This is a genomic window from Streptococcus sp. A22 (assembly GCF_043674215.1).
GTDB lineage: Bacteria > Bacillota > Bacilli > Lactobacillales > Streptococcaceae > Streptococcus > Streptococcus suis_V.
The window spans coordinates 129,198-150,616 of the sequence record NZ_JBIMJQ010000001.1; the positions used below are offsets into that span (position 1 = coordinate 129,198).

Consider the following 21,419-nt stretch of genomic DNA (forward strand, 5'->3'; position numbering starts at 1 on the left):
TACTAACTTCCACAAAATAGTTAACTAACGTCCTTTGGGCGTTTTTTAACAGAAATATGATACAATAGTTTCAACACTTTATGATAAGGAAAGAGATGAACATGTCACAAACCTACTACAAAGCCATAAACTGGAATGCCATTGAAGATGTCATTGACAAATCGACCTGGGAAAAATTGACCGAGCAATTTTGGCTCGACACGCGTATCCCTTTGTCCAATGACTTGGATGACTGGCGCAAATTGACTGCCGAAGAGAAAGACCTGGTTGGCAAGGTCTTTGGTGGTCTGACACTCTTGGATACCCTTCAATCTGAAACAGGTGTTCAAGCCCTCCGCCAAGATGTGCGGACACCACACGAAGAGGCTGTTTACAACAACATCCAATTCATGGAGTCTGTTCACGCCAAGTCCTACTCTTCTATCTTCTCCACTCTTAACACCAAGTCAGAGATTGAAGAAATTTTTGAATGGACCAACAGCAATGAATACCTGCAACGCAAGGCTAAAATCATCAACGAAATTTATGAAAATGGCACAGCGCTCGAGAAGAAAGTAGCCAGCGTATTTTTAGAGACTTTCCTTTTCTATTCTGGTTTCTTCACTCCGCTCTACTATCTTGGAAATAACAAGCTGGCCAACGTTGCAGAAATCATCAAACTGATTATCCGTGACGAATCTGTCCACGGTACCTATATCGGCTATAAATTCCAGCTCGGTTTCAATGAATTGACCGAAGAGGAGCAAGATAAGCTCCGTGACTGGATGTACGACCTGCTCTATCAGCTTTATGAAAATGAAGAAGGCTACACTCGTTCGCTCTATGATAGCGTTGGTTGGACTGAGGAAGTTTTGACCTTCCTACGCTACAATGCCAATAAAGCCCTCATGAACATGGGACAGGACCCACTCTTCCCAGATTCAGCGGATGATGTCAATCCAATCATCATGAACGGTATTTCGACCGGTACATCCAACCACGACTTCTTCTCTCAAGTTGGTAACGGCTACCTGCTCGGTGAAGTAGAGGCCATGCAGGATGATGATTACCTTTATGGTTTGTAAAATATATAAATAAAAAAGCAGTCGACCACTGCTTTTTTTCTATACCCCACCCAATATCATGCCATAGGCAATCAGGTTGTTGACAAAATGGAGCGCCATTGAATAGCGGATATCTCGTTTGAGCAAGAAAATCCATCCCAGATTGACTCCCATTGTAAAGTAAATCAAGAACTGCGGAATGGTTGCTGGTCCGTGTGGTAGGCTGAACAAAAGCCCTGACACAATCAAGTAAATCCCCACTGTTTTCATGCTCTGCATTTTCGGGAAGAAATAGGTGGCCAGAAAACCACGGAAAATCAATTCTTCCAGGATAGGGGCAAATACCACTACGGAGAAAAAGGCAAGAATGGGGTAAGCAGAAACAAACTGCACCACGATCATCTGGTTTTGGCTTTCCTCTACAGGAATGAGAAACTGAATGACAAAATAGACCAGGTAGACCAGAATAGGCCAGTGTAGCTTGTGGAACCAGCTGCTTTCGACGGTGTAGGCAATGGTCTTGCGTGGATAGACGACCTTCCAGAGGACCACAGCGAGGATTGTGGTCAACACGATTCCGATAATGCCGCTAATCCAGACTGCTTGTTCCACAATTGGAGCCGGTAGCTCTGCTGCTAGTTGGTCCTTGAAGATGCCCAGCGAGATAAAGCTGCTGGTGACCTGGCTTGCTAGGAAATAAAGCACTATTAAGCCTAAGTGTTTGATAAATTTTAACATAGATAACCCCTAATCTACTTTTCTAAATTCAGCAATAGCATCTAGTCTGACCAAGCGAGTCGTGGTCTTACCGGCCTTGCCTGTCTGACTGAGCTTGACCCAATCCTCATCGCATGCCTCAATCGTAAAATCCTGTCCAATCCCATCTTCAAAGACTACATGAACTGTAGCACCAACCAATTCTTCCACCATTTTTGACATGACATTTCCTCCATTTATCTGTTTTTTGAGTTTCTTGATCTGTTTGGCCAATTTCTTGACTTTTCCATCGTAGGAAAAATAGGATACAAACAGGAAACCAACCGCTGCAAGGGCAATATACTCCATACTTTCACCTCCGACTTATCCTAATGAACCATTCATGAGCATTTGCATCAAAAGCATGAGCAAAAATCCGCCGATGATATTGTTGATGAAATGCACCAGCATGCTGTACTCCAAGCGTTTGCCTAGGCGGTAAATGAGACCTAGCACCAGCCCCATGCCCCCATACATAATCCAAGAACCAAGCCCTGTCGGAGCGTGCATGAGACCAAAGAGTAGGCTGGATAAGATGAGACCGAAGATAGATTCCTTGCCAAAGATTTTACCCATGATAAAGCCTCGGAAGACGATTTCCTCGACAATAGGAGCAAAAATAGATGTCAATAAAAACAAGATAATCGGAGGAAATCCCATATCTTCAATGGCTTGCTGATTGACTGTGTTGAGCCCTTCACCCGACAATTGCATGACAATGCCTGCTATGATTTTAACAGCAAAAACTGCAATAAATCCAAGGCCTACATAGGCCAACATCTTGAGAAAACCGTCCTGCCAAAATTTCGAAAGTAACTTCGCTTTACCTGCTAAGAAGATTTCCAAACCTGTCACTACCAGCAAGGCAGCGCTTGCCCAGACTAGATTGAGCCCTTGGTAATTGTCCAACCGAACTAAAACAAAGGTCGCTCCGATATTTAATGCAAAAGCCAAGAGAAACCATAAAATATAGGGCCAATTTTTCACCATATTCCATTCTTTAATTTTCATCGCAATCTCCTTTATATACACTAAGTCAGTTTTCATTACTTTCTTTTTCGATCAATAGCAGAGCAGGCAAGCCCAAAACCATCGGCAGAAGGATATTCAGATTTGACAAATCAATCTGCCCAGTAGCCAGCCATTCTCCGAAAACATAGCCAACTGCGTAGAGACCAAGGCCGATAAACAAAGCAAGATAAATTTTCTTAAAGACTTTCATTGTTGATACCTCCATTTACATTAAATGAATGTGATTTTCTTACGATTGGCAAAGTAGAAGCTAACAAATCCTACTAAGGTCAGAAGGACAACTGTCATGGGAGTGACAAACTGGAAATACTCTGCTGCAGATGTTCCACTTTCCTGTGGAATTTGTGACTGCCAGAGGCAGATACTAACTAGCAAACTGTATACTGCAATCTGTAAGGTTTGATACAGAGTTCGTTTCATCATTTTCTTCCGAGCCATTTTTACATCAGCCTTGGCAACCACCAATTTATCCAGACCCAACTGTTTGATAATGGCATCCTGTTTGAATTGAGAATAGACAAGTGTCAAAAAGAGGCTGATTCCCATGACATCTTCTCCCAGCGCAAAGCTAACTAGGAAGCTCAGCAGTATCACTGTTATAAAGAGCATATACATATTGTTGCCGAAATTGGTCAAGGCCGCATAAGACACCTCGTCTAACTCACCAACAATATCATAGAAATATCGAATTGCTCGAATGTGTAGATTTTCCTTTTTCATAGCTATCACCTAAAACTCTTTCAAAAATTCTTATTTAAAATAACGACGAACCATACGAACCTGCAAGACATTGATGTAAATGTGAAGAAAGGCAACAACTAGAAAGGCTGTAATTTGTCGCTCCTGCAATAGCATGCTAAGTACAAATAGGAATAGATACAAACCTGGTAACACAATTTGGTTCAAGGTAAAAACGATTTGGAAACTCATTTCGTAGTTTGCTTGTTTCTCACCTTCGTCCATTGCCTCTATAAATTCCTTCACCTCTTTTACCGTAGCAAATGCAGACAACTTATAATCACGAATTTTCTCTGTTAATTTAATAATAAACACTTGAGTGATTAGAAGTACGATAAAGAAGATCAAGTCAAAAATTGACCCGTACATAACCGCACTCTCTTCTAAGAAGGTAACTCCAAATCCTAGAACTAAATTTAATAGAGTCAATGATACGGCAACATTGAATGATATGGTCGCATATTCTAGGTTACGATACATTTTTTTATACAGTTCATCAAAGTGTTCTTCATCCTCATCTGAAATAGAATGGTAAAGATGATATTTTTGATTAGCTTTAATACCAAAATATATGGTTCCGGCAAAAATTACAAAAGTAATGATACGCAAACAAAACAAGAAGTTATCTAAAGTAACAAAAGACGGTAATCCAAACTTAGAAATCAATACTCCAAAAAAGCCACAAAATGCTCCAAAGATAGCTCCTGAAAGTAAATAGATAAGATTCCTCACCCATCTTTGTTTTGTCGTTAATTGTTTCCCCTGTTTCATTCTCCTACCTCCACTAATTGAAAGACATTTTCCACATTTTCGTTAAAAATCTGTGCTATACGCATGGCAATGACCACCGAGGGCGTGTATTCTCCCCGCTCAATCAAGCTAATGGTCTGCCGTGATACTTCTGCTAATTTTGCCAACTCAGTCTGGTTGAGGCTATCCCGTGCCCGCAACTCCTTGAGCCGATTTTTTAAGACATATTCCATGAGTTTTCCTTTCTAGGCTTGGTAGATAATCAAGCCTGTTTCTGTGTCTTCGACAGCTATATTTCCCTCGGCAAACTTAACCAATAAAAGATAGGTATAGTAGAAATCGCCTGCACAAGCCGCTGCATGTATAGTAGCCAATATCAGATAAAGAGATACATCCATCCTCCAAAAAACTGCTACCATGGTCAAGCCCAAACTAATCACAACAAAGGGAGCCAAGCTGATTACTAGCATTTGCATCCGATTATAGAGCGAACCTGGACTGGTCGCATAGGCCATACCCGATTTCCATTTAAAACCAAACTTAACAGGATTTTCAGGACAAAAAATCTTGAAAAATAATCCATGAATAGCTTCATGTACAACTATCAAAACAGGAAATAGAACTGTTGCTAGCCATAACTCTGGTAAGGTAAGTGGCAAATTTTGATCTACATTAGCCAGCAAGGAAAAGGCTAACTTACCGAATAGAAGAGCAAATGGGAAGACTAGAACAATCGCAAGAATATTCAATCCCCAGACAAATTTCTTATTTTCCATGATATTGACTTCATATAATTTCTTTTTCGCTTCCATCTTTCTTCTCCTTCATTTTCCTTCAAGCTAGACTAAACTATATAGTCCTAGAGCAACTCCAATCAGTAAGCCGAATATAGTTGCCCCTGTAATCATAATTGCTGCCATATCAGATGAAATGTGTCGTTTCATAAGGTTTCTCCTGTCTTTCCTTAGCTTTTTTCACTATTTTTCTTTTTGTTAAATTGCAGAGCTAACACCAGTGTCGCCAATAAAGGAGGAAAGGGATAACTCATTTCCGTCAAACCAATGTCAAATCCTAGCAAGGCAAAAATTTTAAATATCAAAATAGTTATCAAGAAGAGTGCGAAAAACAGTAGGACTACTTTCATTCCATTTTTAACTGTCTTGTTCATTTTTCTTCTCCTTTTCTCTGCTGAGAGTGACATCTAAAAGAAGGAGAGAATTCATCATCATCAAGAGTATCATGGTATCTATCTCCCGACCAAATACGATGTTTTTAACTAAACTATAAATCAAATATAGTGCAACTAGAACCTGCACTCCTCGCACAACGCTTGTTCCTGTAATCAAAATTCCTTTTTTATTGTTATTGTTTTTCATAACGACCTCCAAGATCAATCAATACGCTTTTCTGTTTTCAATTCCTTATCCTAGAACCAGGCCGTCAAAGCCTGTCCAAACTCCAATCCAATGTGATAGAGAGTAAATATGATCTCTTTAATATCAATCAACGTAATAATAAGTAGAGCTAGAAGAACTTTCTCACGTTTGGTCCAATTATTGAAATTCACTTCAGATTTTGTAGGTGACATTTTTTTACTCATGATGATTTCCCGCTTTCTTTATTTTTACTTACTTTATTCTTTTCCCGTTTTTCTCTTTTCTGCCAGCTAGTTTCCACAAGTTCTCATCTGTCACTACGATGGCACAAATGGCAAGAACGACATGAGTATTATCCAACTGCTGCCACTTCATGATGTCAGCCAGCAGGACAAAAACTAGATAGGCAATTGCCAGTACTTGTACGAAGCGCGCAATGTGAAGATTGTTTAACTTTTTCATAATAGTTTCCTACTTTCTTTTTATATGATGATTTCGCTTTCATCTCTTATCTTGATATCATTGTAACACTTCTTTTTCTTTTTGACAAGTATATTTGTCAAAAAAATAATAAAAATTGTCAAAAAGTTTATGAAGATAGTCAAAATGTAGCTGATAATGGGCAATTAGACAAGCAAAAAAGCCCAAATGGGCTCGAATTTATAATTCTGATAAATACTTTCTCAAATCCTCATAGGTTGATGAAGGCAGGTGTACGCCGGGGTTAGCCACAATATAACTGGCGACACGATTGGCAAAGTCGAGCAACTGGTCCAAGGATTTTCCACTAGCTAATCCTGCCAATAGAGCGCCAACATGACTATCCCCCGCTCCCACCGCGTCTACCACTTGCGCTGGATAAGACCTTTGCTCATGCCATTGTCCATCGTAGGCCAAAGCTCCAGCCTCTCCTCTGGTTACCACCAGCGCTTGCCCGGTGCGTTCATTTAAGGTCTGCACAGCCTGCCTGATGTCAGTTTGACCTGATAATGTCAAAGCCTCTTGCTCATTGACATGGAGGATAGGAGACAAATCCAAGACTTGCTCCATGCGCTGCTTATCTATCAGATGTCCTCGCGGTCCCGGCGCAAAAATGAGCTGGGCAGGAATAGTTTCCAAACTGTCCACTAATGCCTGACCTGTTTCTTCCTCCACTTCTAAACCACAAACGTAAACATAGTCGTACTCCGATAAATCCAACTGGTCCAGCCAAGTAGGGTCAAAATGGTATTCCACACCATGGTCGGACAGAAAGGTCCGTTCTCCGTCGCTTTCGATAAAGCAGTAACAACAGCCGTTGGCTCTTTCCACTAAAACCCGTGGTTCAATTCCAATTTTTTCCAGCTCATTCCTGACAAAATGACCGTAAATGCCCGTCCCTACCGGTGAAATGAAATCATAGTCCACACCCATGTGGTGCAGGATATTGACCACATTGAAAGCACAACCGCCCAGAGACAGGACCTGTTTGTCAATATGCGCATCGCCTTGCCGCCCCGGTAACTGATCCAGATAAATCATCACATCACAAACGGTCGAACCGATTACCAAACATTTTCCCATAGCAAAACCTCCGCTATAGAGATAGTATAGCACAAAAACTCCCCTATCCAGAGATAAGAGAGTTTGAGAATGTTACAAATTTTCAGCGACAGCCTTCAACAAATCTGCAATCTTAGACGCATCGCTACCACCTGCCATGGCCATGTCTGGCTTACCACCACCACGACCTGCTACGATTGGCGCAAGGACTTTGATGAGGTTTCCTGCATGGACATCAGCTGACTTGCTTGCCACAAGGACATTGACCTTGTCGCCGATGGCCGCAACCAACACCAAGACATCAGAGTAGTCTTTCTGCTTCCAGTTGTCAGCGAAGGTACGGAGAGCACCTGCATCTGAAACTTGGACCTGGCTAGCAATGTAGCGGACACCGTTTGCCTCTTTGACGTCTTTGAAGACATCACCAGCAGCTGCTGCCGCTGCCTTTTCTTTCAGACTAGCGTTTTCTTTTTGCAAATCGCGGAGCTCCGCAGCCAGTGCCTCCACTTTTGTCGGCACTTGGTCGATTTGTGGCACTTTAAGGGTCTGCGCAACAGCTTTGAGAGCATCCTCGCGGTCACGAAGAGCTAGGAAAGCTTCCTTGCCTGTCACCGCTAAAATACGGCGGGTACCTGAACCGATTCCCTCTTCTTTGACAATCTTGAAGAGGCCGATTTCAGCTGTATTGCCAACGTGGGTACCACCACAAAGCTCGATAGAATAGTCACCGATTGTAACCACACGGACCACTTTGCCATACTTCTCACCAAAGAGGGCCATAGCACCCATTTCTTTAGCCGTATCAACATCCGTTTCAACTGTGACAATATCCAAGGCTTCCCAGATTTTTTCATTGACTTCATTTTCAATATGACGAAGTTCATCAGCTGTCACTGCTTCAAAGTGTGTGAAGTCAAAGCGGAGGAAGCCTTCCTCGTTCAAGGAACCAGCCTGGGTCGCATGCTCGCCGATGACATTGTGAAGGGCAGCATGGAGTAAGTGAGTTGCTGTGTGGTTTTTCTCAACGCCACGACGACGGTTTGTGTCGATTTCAAGCGTGTAGGTTTGACCAAGCGAAATGCTGGCTGAGAGTTCTACGGTGTGCAATGGCTGACCATTCGGTGCTTTCTGCACATCCACAACTGTTGCAAGGACATCACCTGAAGCATTTTTAATCACACCACGGTCGGCAACCTGACCACCCATTTCAGCATAGAATGGTGTTTGGTCAAAGACAAGAAGGGCTTGACCTTCTGACACAGCTTCTGTCCGCTCATTGTCCGAGATAATCACTTCCAATTTGGCATCTAAGCTATTTTGACCATAGACAAAGGTTGAGCTTTCCGTAATACCTGCCAGGGTTTCATTTTGCATACCCATTGAGCCACCTTTGACAACAGCTGCACGCGCACGGTCCTGCTGTTCCTTCATGGCAGCCTTGAAGCCTTCATGGTCAATCTTGTAGCCTGCATCTTCAGCCAATTCCTCGGTCAATTCCACAGGGAAACCATAGGTATCGTAGAGTTTGAAGATGTCCTTACCTTCAAGAGTGTCCTTGCCAGCTGCTTTCAAGTCAGCCAAAAGATCATCCAGGTGACCGCTACCAGCGTCAATGGTGCGAGCAAAGGTTTCTTCCTCACGTTTTACGATTTTCTCGATAAAGTCACGTTTTTCAAGCACTTCTGGGTAGTAGCTTTCCATGATAGCACCAACCGTTTCCACCAACTTGTACAGGAATGGCTCGGTGATCCCCAAACGGCGACCGTGCATAACCGCACGACGAAGCAAACGACGAAGGACATAACCACGACCTTCATTTCCTGGAAGGGCACCATCACCGATAGCAAATGACAAAGCACGGATATGGTCTGCGATGACCTTGAAGCTCATGTTATCGCCGTCTGGATCGTAAGTCTTACCAGAAATCTTTTCTACTTCACGAATGATTGGCAAGAAGAGGTCGGTTTCAAAGTTAGTCTTAGCCCCTTGGAAAATAGCTGCCAAACGCTCCAAACCTGCACCCGTATCGATGTTTTTATTTGGCAATTCCTTGTACTCTGAACGCGGAACTGCTGGGTCAGCGTTGAATTGTGAAAGAACGATGTTCCAAATCTCGATGTAACGGTCGTTTTCAATGTCTTCTTCCAGCAAACGAATGCCGATATTTTCAGGGTCAAAGTCTGTACCACGGTCGAAGAAAATTTCCGTATCGGGTCCAGAAGGTCCCGCACCGATTTCCCAGAAATTATCCTCGAGTGGAATGAGGTGACTTGGGTCTACACCAAGCGCAATCCAGCGGTTGTAGGAATCCTTATCATCTGGATAGTAGGTCATGTAGAGCTTGTCTTTTGGAAAGGCAAACCATTCTGGACTTGTCAAGAGCTCATAGCCCCACTCAATGGCCTCATCACGGAAATAATCACCGATAGAGAAGTTGCCCAGCATTTCAAACATGGTGTGGTGGCGAGCGGTCTTACCAACATTTTCAATGTCATTGGTACGGATTGATTTTTGCGCGTTGGTAATCCGTGGATTTTCAGGAATGACAGAGCCGTCGAAATATTTTTTCAGGGTCGCCACACCAGAGTTAATCCAAAGCAAAGTTGGGTCGTTAACTGGAACAAGATTGGCAGAAGGCTCAACAGAGTGGCCTTTTGATTTCCAGAAATCCAACCACATTTGACGAATTTGAGCAGAAGATAAATTTTTCATAATTAAGATACCAAGCCCGATTAGAAGGCGACTGAAAAATAGGAAACTGGCAGGAAATCCTTACTTCCTAGACAGTTTATTTTTTTCCGAACCTTCCGGGCGGGTTCAGTTAGACTGATTAACTGAACCATTCCTTTCGTTTTTTGTTTGTTTAATGATGTTTAGCTTGATGCAGATTCCAGCATCTCCACATAGTCAATGGCGATGACTAGGGAAATAACTAAATCAGCATAGTCGTCGTGGTAAACTTTAACCGAATAATGAGAAGTTAGGTGAAAAAGTTCTTTGGAGATTTCAGCTACCAGCTGACCGTCGGCCGTCCGCAGTCGAAAATCCAAATCCCAGATATTGCCCTCAAGAGCTAGCCCCAGATTTTCCACCGAGTATTTATCTCTAAAGAAAGTCAATTTCTGTTTCAGATAAAAGGAATGCCCGCTGGCCATGTCAATGGTAAATTGAGGTAGCCAGGTCAGAAATTTCTTGGTAATCTGACTGATTTCCTGTCCTTGGCTGTTTACAATAGTGAACCGCTTGGGAATTTCCAGGAAGGAACCCTGAACCTGATAGGCTAGATTGCCCTGACTATCCTGAATATCGAATTTTTCTCCACCAAAGGTGAACCGCTGTTTCACAAGAAATTCTTTCATGATAACCTCCAAAAAAATGACAAGAAACCAAACGAAGGGCGAAAAACCGCGGTACCACCTTCATTCAATGACTTGTCATTCTTCATTCAGAATCTGTATTCACAGGTAAGCCAACCTCGACTTAGGTACTAAGGTACTGAGCTCTGGATACAGGTTCTCACTATTCAATTGTGCTAACGAGTAGCAAGATGATTTACTCAGATGGCTCGCAGCGACCGCCAATTTTCTGAACTGAGTGGATAACCATCCATTCTCGATAGATTATTTGTTTTCATCTTTCTTTTCTTCAGAGCTTGATGAAGCATCTGTCGAAGACGAAGCGTCTGTTGAAGATGAATTAACTTCAGATGGAATATACTGAGAAAGAATGTTTTGGAAGGCTGGGTCTTTGACCTTAACGTTAGCTGCTTTCAACTCTTCTGAAACAACAGTCGAAATGAAGGCTGCATCGTTTTGCTTAGCTGTAAGAATGACTTCTTTCAACTTGTCTTTGTATTCTTTCCAATCTTTTGCTTTTTCAGTTTTGCTTTCCAATTTTACAACATAGTAACTTGTTGTATAAGTTGTCGGGTCAACCACAGGGACGATAGACGCGCCAACTTGGCCATTGTCAAGTGCAAAGACTGCTTGTTGAACTTCTTTTGGCACTTCTGTTGAAGTAGAGTCAAACTTGACTTCTCCACCCTTGTCCTTAGTATTGCTGTCTGCTGAATTATCCTTAGCCAATTGGGCGAAATCAGCACCGTCTTCCTGGGCTTTTGCCAAGATTTCTTTCGCCTTAGCTTCGTCTGTCAATTGGATGACACGCGCCGTTACTTCTGGCGTATAGTTTTCATAGGCAGCCTTATAGTTGTCATCTGTCAACTCTTTTTCTGCTGCTTGTTTAACAGCATACTCAACCAATTTATTGGTACGGATTTGTTGCTTATAGCTCTCTGTATTCAAGCCAGCTGATGCCAGGGCCTGCTGGAATGAATCACCATACTGCTCTGCCATTTTATCAAAAGCCTCAGTGACTTCCTTGTCTGATACCTTGTCTCCGTAATTTTCTTCAAATACTTCTGTAATCAGCATAGACAAGAGAACCTGCTGAGCATTTGGATTGTTTTTTACTTCGTCATAGAATTCCGAAACAGTAATGGTTTGCCCTTTTAAGCTGACAATATCCTTATCAGTTGATGAAGTACAAGCTGCTAGGGTAACTGCTGCTAACAATGTTACCGCACCAGCAATAATTTTTCTTGATTTCATTCGAAAATTAACACTCCTTCTTTCTTTAACCCATCCATTATACCATAAAATCTTATAAAATTCTTAAATATCATCTAGATTCAGCTCAACATTTTCCAAATTTTTACGGAGCATCAGGAGCCCATCACTGAGTGAAACAAGACTGGCTGTCAAATCTGGATTATCCAAGGTCGCATTGAAGAGTTTCTGTAAACCCTTGTAAATGGTCCGCTGACCACGACGCACTTCCATGATGTCCTTAGCCACATCGCCTCCCTGGAAAATATCATCGATGACAATGATACCACCCAGCTTAACCTTCTTCAGAACTTCAGGCAAGAAAACGATATATTTGGACTTGGCAGAATCCATGAAAACAAAGTCATACTGGTCATCGACCAGAGTTGGAAGTAACTCCATGGCCTCCCCTTCCAGCAAGGAAATCTGCTTGCGACTATCATACTTGGCAAAATTTTCTTTGGCTAGACCAATCATTTCCTCGTTGCGATCAATAGTCGTAATCTGAGCATTTGGACTATTTTCAGCCATCAAAAGGGCCGAAAAGCCGATTGCTGTACCAATTTCAAGAATATTCTGCGGTTGCAGGGTCTGCAAGAGCAGGCGGAAAAAGGCTACCGTCTCATGTGGGATGACCGGAATATTTTCCTTCTGAGCAAAGACTTCGAGCTCTTTCAAAAATCCTCTATTCTGCGCCTGACGTGTCCGCATAAAGTCCACAATTTCTTCCTTGACAACAGGCCGGCGCATATTGTGGTTTGCGTTTTCTGAGTATGATTGTACCATGTTTCCAAGTATATCACACGCCCGAAATTCGGTCAAGAATAGCTATTTCACAAGAAAAAGACAGGCTAGAGCCCATCTTTCCATGCTTGTGATATTTTCAGAATGCGTGCTATTTGTTCAGCTGTTCTTTCCAGGTTCACTTCCGCTAAAGCCAGCGACTCCTCTAAGCTCGCTAGTTTAGAGATAATGGGAAATGCGGCGCAGATATTTTCAAAAGGAAAATCAGGCAAATCGTCCGCAAGACTACCACATATCGCAACAACAGGTACTCCCTGCTTGACCCGGCGGGCAACACCAATCGGAGTCTTACCAGAAAGACTCTGTCGATCCAGACGGCCTTCACCAACTATCACCAGATTAGCCTGGCTAGCACGTTGTTCAAAATCCAGCTGATCCAGCACAAAGTCAATACCCGAATGAATTGTAGCGCCGGCAAAGGCACAGAGCCCTGCAGCCATACCGCCGCCCGCACCAGCTCCCTCCTTTTCAATCAAATCAGGATTAACGAGCTGATAAAAATCGTGCATCTCCTGATCAACTTGGGCAAACCTTTCCGGTGCCAATCCTTTTTGAGCTGCAAATATATAGGTCGCCCCATTCTGCCCGCACAAGGGATTGGTCACATCAGTGATTAAATCAATCTGAATGGCAGCACTATCAAATCCTGTATCGGGTTTGGAATAGCTGACCACCTTGCCCAAATTGGCCCCTATCGGCTCCAACTCCTGACCATCCTTATCGAAGAATTGAAATCCCAAGCCAGCCGCCATGCCCATTCCACCATCATGACTAGCGGAACCACCCACTCCAATCATAATTCGCTCCATACCGGCCTCAACCAGATGGACAATGAGCTCCCCCAGTCCTCTGGTCTGAATCTGTAATGGAGCCCGACTTTCTATTGGAATAGAAGCCAGACCCACAAGCTCAGCCATTTCAAACATGGCCAAACTTCCTTTTACTGCATATTGAACCTGAATGTTCTCCCCAAAAGGACCGGTAACCTGGGTTGATTGCCTGTTTAATCCCAAACTATGCACCAGGCTATCCAGCGTCCCCTCTCCTCCATCTCCAAGCGGCATCAAATCGTAGGAGGCCTCTGGAAATACCTTTGAAAATCCATTTTTTATAATCCTAGCCACATCTGGAGCGGCCAAGGATTCCTTAAAAGAATCTGGCGCAATCAAAACATGCATCTAGCTGTCCTCCGAGCATCTACTCATTTTCGACTTGGAATTGAATCAAGTAATTCTTCTTATCCAGCTGACCGATAAAGTTATCGCCGACTTTGATAAATGGTAACTTGTCTGTACTGTCTTCCGTCGCCTTGACCTTATAAATCTTGCCTTCCGACTGGATATAGTAGACCGTTGAGCCAGCAATCATCTGACTACCCAAGGCCTCGATTTTACCAGAGACAGTCTCGAGCTCTTCTGCCCCTTGTCCATCTGCTGTGCTTGCCAGACCTGACAAGCTAGAGGCATCTGCCCCGGATACCTGAGAAATCAAGGTTGCCACGTCATTGTTAACTGTCACCTGCTGGTAATCTTCGGCATCGACCAGGGCATAGGATTTTACTAGACCGGCGTCGTCCTTGAGAGAAACAAGGTAGTAGGCGGTGTCGGCTAGCTTGACCAGACTTGGTGCCGTTGCTTGGTAGCCTTTTTCTTGGACTTCTCCTTCAGCCGATTCTTGGGCGGCTGTCTCGGTTGCTGATGCCAGCTTGTAGTTGGTTATATCACGGGTACGCATATTGACTAGAATAAAGCCCAGGTTAGATGAATCTGCTGTAGCTGAAGTAATCCCTGTGTAGAGATAGATATCCGAACCGATTGAAATATAGTTGTAGCTGTCAGTCGTATTTTTAACGCCGGTTTGGCTAAAGACCGTATTCCAGAAACCATTTTGATAAGTATAATGGTCATCAACACGGCTGATGACATTTTCGGCAGAGTAGACACGGTCTACCCATTCTGGAATGTCAGCTAAGCTATACCGCTTGCTTTCTCCTGTAACGGCATCTAGTACGATAGCACCTGTTGGGTCATTGGATGACAGACCGAATTTCGGTTGATAGATCGTAGCAATATAGTAGGGGTTGCCCTGGTCGTCAACTTCAAAGGAGGGATTACCAAAAATCGTGGTCGGATATTGAATTCGCAGATGACGCTTGGTATCATTGAACCAATATTCTGAATCGGAGAAATGCATGGCCTGTGCCAGCTTGGCAAGCTCTGCTTTTCCTGTCGTCTGGTTAACCTTGACATAGTAGCCAATCCCATCTTGGTGGTTGCTCAGCCATTTCCAAAAAGACTTATATTCCAAAGGCGACACGCGAAAAGGTTGCTGGCCAATGGTAATCTGGCGATAATCATCCGAAATACCGAACTGAGAAACCTTGTCAATGGTGCCTAGATAGGTATCTCCAATCTTCTCAGCTGATGCCCGATCCAGGAGAGCCAGTCTAGAAATATCTGTCTCTGGGAAATCCGCCTTGAAATCCGCATCCTGAACTGTGATGACACCAGCATAGTCCTTGGCACGGAAAATGCGAGTATTGAGAGCACCAAGCAGGGTTAAGACAAGGACAATCCCCAGTAGCAGGCGACCAAACCAACGGAGATAACTAGGTAGCCCGTTGGGCTTGAGCTGATAGGTGTCAACAGAACGATTGCGTCCAGAGATTTTTGTCACCTTCTGGACCATACCGCCTGCGGACGAGAAGACCAGTATCAACCAGATCAGCCCCAGAGATTGGAGCAAGAATAACCAAAAACCCAGGCTCCAAATGTTGAGAGCTGGTAGATTGTACCAGTAGTATATAGCCATTTCTAGCACAAGAGCCAGCCAGGCTAATCCAATCAATTGTCTTTTCATAGAAATCTCCTCCATATCAATTCTAGTTATATTATAGCATATTTTCCCACTTGTGAAAGCGAAAACAATATTTTATTTCAGTTTTTCTCAGTCGCATCAATGGGGGAATTTTGGTATAATGGAGCGATAGAAAAAGTGAAAAGGATAGAATATGAAACTCATCTCATGGAACATTGACTCCCTAAACGCGGCCCTGACTGCGGAATCGCCACGCGCCCTACTCTCGCGCGCTGTCATTGACACCTTAGTCGCTGAGGATGCAGACATCATCGCCATTCAGGAGACCAAGCTGTCTGACAAGGGACCGACCAAAAAGCATTTGGAAATCCTCGAAGGCTACTTCCCAGGCTATGCCAATACATGGCGTTCATCGGTTGAGCCTGCACGCAAGGGCTACGCTGGCACCCTCTTCCTTTATAAAAATCATCTAACACCAACCATTACCTTCCCGGAAATTGGTGCTCCGACCACTATGGATTCTGAGGGGCGCATCATCACGCTAGAGTTTGACGACTTCTATGTTACCCAGGTTTATACGCCAAATGCTGGCGATGGCTTGAAGAGACTTTCAGACCGCCAAATCTGGGACGTCCAGTATGCCGAATACCTATCACAGCTTGACAGCCAAAAGCCTGTCTTAGCCACAGGTGACTACAACGTTGCTCACAAAGAAATCGACCTTGCCAACCCAGCCAGCAACCGCCAGTCACCAGGGTTTACAGATGAAGAGCGTGAAGGTTTTACCAACCTGCTTGCCAAAGGCTTCACGGATACCTTCCGCCACTTGCATGGTGATGTCCTCAATGCGTATACTTGGTGGGCACAACGCAGCCGCACCAGCAAAATCAACAACACAGGTTGGAGAATCGACTACTGGTTGGTTAGCGACCGTATCGCTGACAAGGTGACCAAATCAGCTATGATTGACTCCGGTGCTCGCCAAGACCACACACCAATTGTGATGGAAATAAGCATTTAATTTTTAGTTTATTTGATAATTAAAACCCGGCAAATGCTGGGTTTTTAAATGTATCTGATTTGAAAACGATTACTTTTTGTGGTATAATAAATATATAGATATCATTAAAGGAGGAAACATGAACAACAAGAAAATCGAACGAAAATCACTCACTGTATCAGCTATCGTCAACGGACTTAGCGGAACCGCTGGAGTGGCAGTCTATATCATCACTGGCATGAATGCCCTGTTCCTGGATGGCGTATTCTCACTGATTGCTTTCGTATCATCTCTAGTCGCATTCTATATTTCAAAAAATAGCCACAAGAAAACAGCAACCTTTCCGCAGGGACTTTACTTTTTAGAACCTCTCTACGCCATTATGAAATCACTGGCGACCCTGCTCTTACTATTGTTTGCTGTCCTCGAAACTAGTGCAACAGCCTTTGCCTATTTTGTCAATGGCATTGGAAATCAGATGACCACAGGGCCTGTTATTCCTTATTCAGTTACGATGTTTTTCGTCTGTATTGCCCTTTATCTCTACAATCTCCACATGAGCGCCAAACTCAACCACATGTCAACGATCATTTTGGCAGAGGCAAAAGGAAATTTGGTCGACGGGCTCATCTCAGGGGCCATTGGCTTGGCAATCCTACTGCTATTCTTTGTCCCAATCAATGGACCGCTTGGATTTCTCCACTACACCGGTGACTTTTTCCTGACTGTGGCCTTGGCCTTGATTTCCTTTAAGGAGCCTTGGAATGGTCTCCTAACTGCCTTCAAGGAACTGGCCAACGGAACAACCCATGTGCCTGAAATCCATGAATCCATCTATCAAATTCTTGGTTCTTATCTTGATGAAGATGCTCAAGATATAGATATTCACATCTTCAAACAAGGTATGAACATCCGGGTAAAAATCAATCTGCACGATGTGGAACACCAGTTAGTGCAACAATTGCTGGCTGAAAAACCACAGATGCTCTATCTCCTGCAAAAACAGCATGAGTACATCTCAGTTGAATATGCTTTATAAGAAAAAATCTCGGCCTAGAAACCGAGATTTTCGTATGGTGTCTTGTAACCAATCTGAAGAATTTTCCCATCCTGAATGAGCAAGGGGCGCTTAATCAACATACCATCATTGGCCAACAAATCCAAGGCCTCATCAACCGTCAAGTCTGCAAACTTGTCTTTCAAACCCAATTCGCGATAGCTGTTGCCCGATGTATTGAAATACTTTTTCAACTCCAATCCAGTCGCATCCATCCACTCTTTCAATTGAGCAGCCTTGGGCGGTGTTGCCTTGATGTCGATAGCTTCAAATTCTAGACCCAGTTTTTTGAGCTCAGCCTTAGCTGCCCGACAGGTTGAACATTTTGGATATTCGTAAAATAAAATCATTTCCTCACCTCAAAATACGGATTTTCATGTTGCAGGAGCCAAATTTTTCTATCCAAGCCCCCAGCATAGCCAGTCAACTTCATGTCACTTGACAGAACACGGTGACAGGGAATGATGATAGACAAGGGATTTCTTCCCACTGCTCCGCCGATTGCCTGACCTGATTGGATGTCCAAGGCCTTGGCAATCTGACCGTAGCTTGTCGTCTGACCTACAGGAATTTCTTGTAAAATTCTCCAGACCTTCATTTGAAAATCCGTCCCTCGTAAATCCAGTGGTAATTGGCTAAAGTCAGGGAATTTTCCAGCAAAATAATTTGCCAACAAGCGTGCTGCATGGTCCAAATGAGGATGAGGAGTGAGAGAAATTTCCTCTGCCACTCCCCTCTCAAAATACTTCTGACAATGAAACCAAGCCCCTACCAAGCCCTGGTCACTCGCAATCAAAGAAATGGGGCCTAGGGGACTAGTGTAGATTTGTTTGTATAGCATTATTTATGTTTAATGACACGAACCTTGATAATAGCATCCAGGTCTTCAAACTTAGCCACCAGGCTGTCAATTTTAGACTTATCTGCCTCGTCTAAATCCAGCAAGGTATAGGCATAGTCACCCTTAGAACGGTTGATGATATTGTCGATGTTAATCCCTAGCTCAGACACAGCTGTCGTGATCGTCGCCACGATATTTGGCACATTTTTGTTGATCAAGGTAATGCGATACGGTGCATCGAGGAATTGCTTAACATTCGGGAAGTTGACAGAGTTGATAATCTCACCCGTCTCCATAAATTGACGAATGGTCTGACCAGCCGCAATGGCACAGTTGAGCTCCGCCTCCTCGGTCGATCCACCAACGTGCGGAAAGACTGTAATGTGCGGTTTGTTGAGGACCTCTTCTGTACCAAAGTCCGTCACATAGTTTTTAACAACACCTGCATCAATCGCCTCAAACAAATCAGCGTTGTTGACCAATTCACCACGGGCAAAATTGACCAAGGTAACCCCTTTTTTCATGAGAGCAAAGCTGTCTGCATTGAAGAGCTCACGAGTCTTGTCAGTCAATGGCACATGAACGGTGATGTAGTCTGACTGGGTAAAGATTTCCTTCAAATCATCCACGCGCTTGACGTGGCTAGAAATGGTCCAGGCTGTCTCAACAGACACATACGGGTCGTAACCAAGGACATTCATACCTAGACGACGAGCATCATTTGCAATACGAGCACCGATAGCACCCAGACCGATGACACCGAGTGTCTTGCCAGAAATCTCTGTCCCAGCAAACTGCTTTTTACCTGCCTCGACCTGATTTGGCACATCGTCGCCAGACAGGGTATTGGTCCAGGTAGTCGCACCGATATAATCACGAGCAGACAGGAGAATAGAGGCGATAACCGCTTCTTTTACCGCATTGGCATTGGCACCTGGGGTATTGAAGACCACAATCCCTTTTTCAGTTGCCACATCAATTGGAATATTGTTTGTACCAGCACCAGCACGGGCAATAGCCTTGAGATTTTCTGGAAAATCAAAGCCATGCAGGTTTTCAGAACGGATGATAAAGGCATCAGGATTGCCTGCCTGATCCCCATCTATCTGGAAACGATTGCCCAGTTCCTTGAGACCAACCTGGTTGATATTATTAAAAGTTCTAACGCTAAATACCATTTTTTTACCAAAAAGGCGGATTAGCTTCCGCCCTACTTTCATTTTTTAATTTGAGTTTAGGAGCCAACGGTCATCTTCATTCACCTCTTGATATAGACTGCGTTCGCTCTTGTGTTTGATTTTTTGATAGGCCAGGCGTTCCCCGTCAATGGGAACCTTGCCACAATAGACATAGCCCAACTTCAGCAAGATATGTTGCATAGCCTTATTTTGCTCGTGGGTATCACAACGGAAATCTGGTCCCTTCTGGCCTTCAATCAAGCCCTGCAAGAAGGTCTGACAAAACTTTTGACCACGAACACTGGCTGACACTGCCACACGATGAAAGGTCGTATAGACTGGATTATTGTGCTGCCATTTGCCGTCATAGATTGCCTCATAGGCCTCTTCCTGACCACGATGAACCGCTGCATAAGCCACAATCTTGCCATCTACCAAGCCCACATAACCCTTACCAGACAAGATATCCTCGATCGCCTCACTCGCGCTTGGATACTCTCCCTGCCATTGGTCAATGCCAGAGGCCGCTAAGTAAGCTCGTGCCTCTTGAAAGATTGCTTCGATGACCTCGACTTCATTGGGATGTGCCAGACGGATTTCCATTAGGCATTCTCCGCAGCAAATTTCTTCATGAAGTCAATCAAGTCTACAACGCCTTGACGTGGGAAGGCATTATACAAGGAAGCACGCATGCCGCCAACGGAACGGTGACCCTTGATGTTCTTAAAGCCAGCTGCCGTTGCTTCTTTGACAAACTTAGTATCCAATTCTTCGCTTGGTGATACAAATGGAATGTTGGCCACTGAGCGCTGTTCCTTGATGCGAACAGGGTTGGTATAGAAAGCAGACTGGTCAATGTAATCGTAGAGCAGACCAGCTTTTTCGCGGTTGATTTTTTCCATTTCATCAACGCCACCGATTTCTTTGACCCATTCAAAGACAAGTTTTGAAATGTAGATAGAGTAAGCTGGCGGTGTATTGTAAAGTGACTCATTGTCTGCTTGGATACGGTAGTCCAGCATGCTTGAAAGTACTGGCTCGTCGTTGAGGAAATCTTCACGGACGATAACCACTGTCACACCTGCAGGGCCTATATTTTTCTGAGCACCTGCATAAATCATGGCAAAATCTTCCACATTATAGCGAGCTGCCAAGATGTTTGACGACATGTCACCAATCACAGGTACACCATTGGTATCTGGAATATCATAAACTGCTGTTCCTTCAATTGTATTGTTGGTAGTCAAATGCACATAGGCTGCATTTGGGTCGATGTCATTTTTGTCAAATGTAGGCAATTCTGCATAGGTAATTTCCTCAGAAGAACCCAGCAAAATTGGCTCAAAGTCAATAGTTTTAGACAGCTTGACAGCCTCAGTATAGGCTTTTTTCCCCCATGAACCACCAGCCAAATAGTAGGCTTTCTTGCCCTTGGCAAAATTGAGCGGAATCATGGTAAATTCAAGGGATGCACCACCCTGCAAGAAAATAACCTTATAGTTATCTGGAATAGCCATCAGCTCGCGCAGGATCGCCTCAGCACCTTTAATAATATCGTCGAAATCCTTGGAGCGATGGGACATCTCCAACACACTCATTCCCGAACCATTGTAATCCAAAAATTCAGCTTGTGCCTTTTCCAGCACTGGTTTTGGCAAGACTGCAGGACCTGCAGAAAAGTTGTAGATTGTCATAAAAACCCTCCAAATTAAGATGAGCCTATTATACCACATGAAAATGAAATTTCACCATTATTTTCCATTTTTAGTGACTAAATATTCGGTTTATCATCAAATTTTTCCGAAAAATTTCATATATTATTCTGAAATAAACTTGTTTTTATACATTTTTCTAAAATTATATTATAAAAAGACCAGC

Annotated in this window: 26 protein-coding genes; 3 read left to right on the top strand and 23 right to left on the bottom strand. The window is 43.7% G+C overall.

The genetic code is table 11. From position 1 onward, the window contains the following. The first annotated feature begins 101 nt into the window (after positions 1-101). Positions 102-1,064, top strand: a complete 963-nt coding sequence (nrdF, locus tag ACHBHN_RS00655; protein ID WP_125265516.1) for a class 1b ribonucleoside-diphosphate reductase subunit beta — start codon at positions 102-104, stop codon at positions 1,062-1,064. A gap of 39 nt (positions 1,065-1,103) precedes the next feature. On the opposite strand, the gene ACHBHN_RS00660 is transcribed toward nrdF, so the two are convergent. From ACHBHN_RS00660 to ACHBHN_RS00745, 18 genes are all read right to left on the bottom strand, one after another. Then, the gene (locus tag ACHBHN_RS00660) at positions 1,104-1,781 is read right to left on the bottom strand and encodes a CPBP family intramembrane glutamic endopeptidase (protein ID WP_125265517.1); all 678 of its coding nucleotides are present in this window, start codon (positions 1,779-1,781) and stop codon (positions 1,104-1,106) included. Between the two features lie 9 nt (positions 1,782-1,790). Next, on the bottom strand, positions 1,791-2,108 hold the full coding sequence (locus tag ACHBHN_RS00665; protein WP_125265518.1) for a hypothetical protein: 318 nt from the start codon (positions 2,106-2,108) through the stop codon (positions 1,791-1,793). Between the two features lie 15 nt (positions 2,109-2,123). Beyond that, positions 2,124-2,810, bottom strand: coding sequence for a CPBP family intramembrane glutamic endopeptidase (locus ACHBHN_RS00670; protein WP_394733438.1), 687 nt, complete (start codon positions 2,808-2,810; stop codon positions 2,124-2,126). A 25-nt stretch (positions 2,811-2,835) separates the two neighbouring features. Further along, positions 2,836-3,021 (bottom strand): hypothetical protein, encoded by a 186-nt coding sequence (locus ACHBHN_RS00675; protein ID WP_394733439.1) that lies wholly within the window; start codon positions 3,019-3,021, stop codon positions 2,836-2,838. A 20-nt stretch (positions 3,022-3,041) separates the two neighbouring features. Next, a complete protein-coding gene (locus ACHBHN_RS00680) occupies positions 3,042-3,551 on the bottom strand; it encodes a DUF3278 domain-containing protein (RefSeq protein WP_394733440.1) in 510 nt (169 codons plus the stop codon). Positions 3,552-3,581: 30 nt separating this feature from the next. Next, positions 3,582-4,340 carry a DUF3169 family protein gene (locus ACHBHN_RS00685; protein WP_394733441.1) on the bottom strand — a complete coding sequence of 253 codons (759 nt, stop codon included), beginning with the start codon at positions 4,338-4,340 and terminating at the stop codon, positions 3,582-3,584. Continuing rightward, positions 4,337-4,552 carry a helix-turn-helix transcriptional regulator gene (locus ACHBHN_RS00690; protein ID WP_009910096.1) on the bottom strand — a complete coding sequence of 72 codons (216 nt, stop codon included), beginning with the start codon at positions 4,550-4,552 and terminating at the stop codon, positions 4,337-4,339. Before ACHBHN_RS00690 ends, ACHBHN_RS00685 begins: the two co-directional genes overlap by 4 nt. Before the next feature lie 12 nt (positions 4,553-4,564). Further along, positions 4,565-5,131: a DUF3267 domain-containing protein gene (locus tag ACHBHN_RS00695; RefSeq protein ID WP_248055100.1), complete on the bottom strand. Its 567-nt coding sequence runs from the start codon at positions 5,129-5,131 to the stop codon at positions 4,565-4,567. 152 nt (positions 5,132-5,283) lie between these two features. Then, positions 5,284-5,487 (bottom strand): hypothetical protein, encoded by a 204-nt coding sequence (locus ACHBHN_RS00700; RefSeq protein ID WP_105122179.1) that lies wholly within the window; start codon positions 5,485-5,487, stop codon positions 5,284-5,286. Beyond that, a complete protein-coding gene (locus tag ACHBHN_RS00705) occupies positions 5,471-5,695 on the bottom strand; it encodes a hypothetical protein (RefSeq protein ID WP_105122178.1) in 225 nt (74 codons plus the stop codon). The genes ACHBHN_RS00700 and ACHBHN_RS00705 overlap by 17 nt, the downstream gene beginning before the upstream one ends. 252 nt (positions 5,696-5,947) lie before the next feature. Continuing rightward, positions 5,948-6,157, bottom strand: coding sequence for a hypothetical protein (locus ACHBHN_RS00710; protein ID WP_105122177.1), 210 nt, complete (start codon positions 6,155-6,157; stop codon positions 5,948-5,950). A 198-nt stretch (positions 6,158-6,355) separates the two neighbouring features. Further along, positions 6,356-7,258: a carbohydrate kinase family protein gene (locus ACHBHN_RS00715; protein ID WP_394733442.1), complete on the bottom strand. Its 903-nt coding sequence runs from the start codon at positions 7,256-7,258 to the stop codon at positions 6,356-6,358. A gap of 72 nt (positions 7,259-7,330) precedes the next feature. Then, positions 7,331-9,949 (bottom strand): alanine--tRNA ligase, encoded by a 2,619-nt coding sequence (gene alaS, locus ACHBHN_RS00720; protein ID WP_394733443.1) that lies wholly within the window; start codon positions 9,947-9,949, stop codon positions 7,331-7,333. 161 nt (positions 9,950-10,110) lie between these two features. After that, positions 10,111-10,596 (bottom strand): LURP-one-related/scramblase family protein, encoded by a 486-nt coding sequence (locus ACHBHN_RS00725; RefSeq protein ID WP_105122175.1) that lies wholly within the window; start codon positions 10,594-10,596, stop codon positions 10,111-10,113. Between the two features lie 261 nt (positions 10,597-10,857). Beyond that, complete coding sequence (prsA, locus tag ACHBHN_RS00730) at positions 10,858-11,847, bottom strand: peptidylprolyl isomerase PrsA (RefSeq protein WP_394733444.1); 990 nt, start codon at positions 11,845-11,847, stop codon at positions 10,858-10,860. Between the two features lie 63 nt (positions 11,848-11,910). Beyond that, on the bottom strand, positions 11,911-12,630 hold the full coding sequence (locus ACHBHN_RS00735) for an O-methyltransferase (RefSeq protein WP_257104426.1): 720 nt from the start codon (positions 12,628-12,630) through the stop codon (positions 11,911-11,913). 65 nt (positions 12,631-12,695) lie between these two features. Continuing rightward, complete coding sequence (locus ACHBHN_RS00740; protein ID WP_394733445.1) at positions 12,696-13,826, bottom strand: glycerate kinase; 1,131 nt, start codon at positions 13,824-13,826, stop codon at positions 12,696-12,698. Positions 13,827-13,845: 19 nt separating this feature from the next. Next, positions 13,846-15,507 carry a hypothetical protein gene (locus tag ACHBHN_RS00745; protein ID WP_394733446.1) on the bottom strand — a complete coding sequence of 554 codons (1,662 nt, stop codon included), beginning with the start codon at positions 15,505-15,507 and terminating at the stop codon, positions 13,846-13,848. 151 nt (positions 15,508-15,658) lie between these two features. Here ACHBHN_RS00745 and ACHBHN_RS00750 point away from each other — a divergent pair, with 151 nt between their 5' ends. After that, positions 15,659-16,486, top strand: a complete 828-nt coding sequence (locus ACHBHN_RS00750; protein ID WP_394733447.1) for an exodeoxyribonuclease III — start codon at positions 15,659-15,661, stop codon at positions 16,484-16,486. Between the two features lie 118 nt (positions 16,487-16,604). Further along, the gene (locus tag ACHBHN_RS00755; RefSeq protein ID WP_394733448.1) at positions 16,605-17,504 is read left to right on the top strand and encodes a cation transporter; all 900 of its coding nucleotides are present in this window, start codon (positions 16,605-16,607) and stop codon (positions 17,502-17,504) included. 14 nt (positions 17,505-17,518) lie between these two features. Here ACHBHN_RS00755 and ACHBHN_RS00760 read toward each other — a convergent pair whose 3' ends face one another. The 5 genes from ACHBHN_RS00760 to serC are packed head-to-tail and all read right to left on the bottom strand — an operon-like array spanning position 17,519 to position 21,235. Next, positions 17,519-17,872 carry an arsenate reductase family protein gene (locus ACHBHN_RS00760; protein ID WP_105137902.1) on the bottom strand — a complete coding sequence of 118 codons (354 nt, stop codon included), beginning with the start codon at positions 17,870-17,872 and terminating at the stop codon, positions 17,519-17,521. Then, a complete protein-coding gene (locus ACHBHN_RS00765; protein WP_394732064.1) occupies positions 17,869-18,366 on the bottom strand; it encodes a methylated-DNA--[protein]-cysteine S-methyltransferase in 498 nt (165 codons plus the stop codon). The genes ACHBHN_RS00760 and ACHBHN_RS00765 overlap by 4 nt, the downstream gene beginning before the upstream one ends. Further along, entirely contained in the window at positions 18,363-19,541 is a 1,179-nt protein-coding gene (locus ACHBHN_RS00770; protein WP_172067890.1) for an NAD(P)-dependent oxidoreductase, read from the bottom strand. The genes ACHBHN_RS00765 and ACHBHN_RS00770 overlap by 4 nt, the downstream gene beginning before the upstream one ends. A gap of 45 nt (positions 19,542-19,586) precedes the next feature. Continuing rightward, positions 19,587-20,144 carry a GNAT family N-acetyltransferase gene (locus ACHBHN_RS00775; RefSeq protein WP_105111421.1) on the bottom strand — a complete coding sequence of 186 codons (558 nt, stop codon included), beginning with the start codon at positions 20,142-20,144 and terminating at the stop codon, positions 19,587-19,589. Continuing rightward, complete coding sequence (serC, locus tag ACHBHN_RS00780) at positions 20,144-21,235, bottom strand: 3-phosphoserine/phosphohydroxythreonine transaminase (protein ID WP_172067888.1); 1,092 nt, start codon at positions 21,233-21,235, stop codon at positions 20,144-20,146. The genes ACHBHN_RS00775 and serC overlap by 1 nt, the downstream gene beginning before the upstream one ends. Between the last annotated feature and the right edge of the window lie 184 nt (positions 21,236-21,419).

What these genes read in the sequence shown, in the direction of transcription:
- nrdF (WP_125265516.1), top strand. Translation starts at nt 102, where the DNA reads ATGTCACAAACCTACTACAAAGCCATAAACTGGAATGCCATTGAAGAT.
- ACHBHN_RS00750 (WP_394733447.1), top strand. Translation starts at nt 15,659, where the DNA reads ATGAAACTCATCTCATGGAACATTGACTCCCTAAACGCGGCCCTGACT.
- ACHBHN_RS00775 (WP_105111421.1), bottom strand. Translation starts at nt 20,144, where the DNA reads ATGGAAATCCGTCTGGCACATCCCAATGAAGTCGAGGTCATCGAAGCA.
- ACHBHN_RS00735 (WP_257104426.1), bottom strand. Translation starts at nt 12,630, where the DNA reads ATGGTACAATCATACTCAGAAAACGCAAACCACAATATGCGCCGGCCT.
- ACHBHN_RS00660 (WP_125265517.1), bottom strand. Translation starts at nt 1,781, where the DNA reads ATGTTAAAATTTATCAAACACTTAGGCTTAATAGTGCTTTATTTCCTA.
- ACHBHN_RS00700 (WP_105122179.1), bottom strand. Translation starts at nt 5,487, where the DNA reads ATGAACAAGACAGTTAAAAATGGAATGAAAGTAGTCCTACTGTTTTTC.
- ACHBHN_RS00770 (WP_172067890.1), bottom strand. Translation starts at nt 19,541, where the DNA reads ATGGTATTTAGCGTTAGAACTTTTAATAATATCAACCAGGTTGGTCTC.
- ACHBHN_RS00745 (WP_394733446.1), bottom strand. Translation starts at nt 15,507, where the DNA reads ATGAAAAGACAATTGATTGGATTAGCCTGGCTGGCTCTTGTGCTAGAA.
- ACHBHN_RS00695 (WP_248055100.1), bottom strand. Translation starts at nt 5,131, where the DNA reads ATGGAAGCGAAAAAGAAATTATATGAAGTCAATATCATGGAAAATAAG.
- serC (WP_172067888.1), bottom strand. Translation starts at nt 21,235, where the DNA reads ATGACAATCTACAACTTTTCTGCAGGTCCTGCAGTCTTGCCAAAACCA.
- ACHBHN_RS00690 (WP_009910096.1), bottom strand. Translation starts at nt 4,552, where the DNA reads ATGGAATATGTCTTAAAAAATCGGCTCAAGGAGTTGCGGGCACGGGAT.
- ACHBHN_RS00670 (WP_394733438.1), bottom strand. Translation starts at nt 2,810, where the DNA reads ATGAAAATTAAAGAATGGAATATGGTGAAAAATTGGCCCTATATTTTA.
- ACHBHN_RS00755 (WP_394733448.1), top strand. Translation starts at nt 16,605, where the DNA reads ATGAACAACAAGAAAATCGAACGAAAATCACTCACTGTATCAGCTATC.
- alaS (WP_394733443.1), bottom strand. Translation starts at nt 9,949, where the DNA reads ATGAAAAATTTATCTTCTGCTCAAATTCGTCAAATGTGGTTGGATTTC.
- ACHBHN_RS00705 (WP_105122178.1), bottom strand. Translation starts at nt 5,695, where the DNA reads ATGAAAAACAATAACAATAAAAAAGGAATTTTGATTACAGGAACAAGC.
- ACHBHN_RS00715 (WP_394733442.1), bottom strand. Translation starts at nt 7,258, where the DNA reads ATGGGAAAATGTTTGGTAATCGGTTCGACCGTTTGTGATGTGATGATT.
- ACHBHN_RS00725 (WP_105122175.1), bottom strand. Translation starts at nt 10,596, where the DNA reads ATGAAAGAATTTCTTGTGAAACAGCGGTTCACCTTTGGTGGAGAAAAA.
- ACHBHN_RS00675 (WP_394733439.1), bottom strand. Translation starts at nt 3,021, where the DNA reads ATGAAAGTCTTTAAGAAAATTTATCTTGCTTTGTTTATCGGCCTTGGT.
- ACHBHN_RS00685 (WP_394733441.1), bottom strand. Translation starts at nt 4,340, where the DNA reads ATGAAACAGGGGAAACAATTAACGACAAAACAAAGATGGGTGAGGAAT.
- prsA (WP_394733444.1), bottom strand. Translation starts at nt 11,847, where the DNA reads ATGAAATCAAGAAAAATTATTGCTGGTGCGGTAACATTGTTAGCAGCA.
- ACHBHN_RS00665 (WP_125265518.1), bottom strand. Translation starts at nt 2,108, where the DNA reads ATGGAGTATATTGCCCTTGCAGCGGTTGGTTTCCTGTTTGTATCCTAT.
- ACHBHN_RS00740 (WP_394733445.1), bottom strand. Translation starts at nt 13,826, where the DNA reads ATGCATGTTTTGATTGCGCCAGATTCTTTTAAGGAATCCTTGGCCGCT.
- ACHBHN_RS00710 (WP_105122177.1), bottom strand. Translation starts at nt 6,157, where the DNA reads ATGAAAAAGTTAAACAATCTTCACATTGCGCGCTTCGTACAAGTACTG.
- ACHBHN_RS00680 (WP_394733440.1), bottom strand. Translation starts at nt 3,551, where the DNA reads ATGAAAAAGGAAAATCTACACATTCGAGCAATTCGATATTTCTATGAT.
- ACHBHN_RS00760 (WP_105137902.1), bottom strand. Translation starts at nt 17,872, where the DNA reads ATGATTTTATTTTACGAATATCCAAAATGTTCAACCTGTCGGGCAGCT.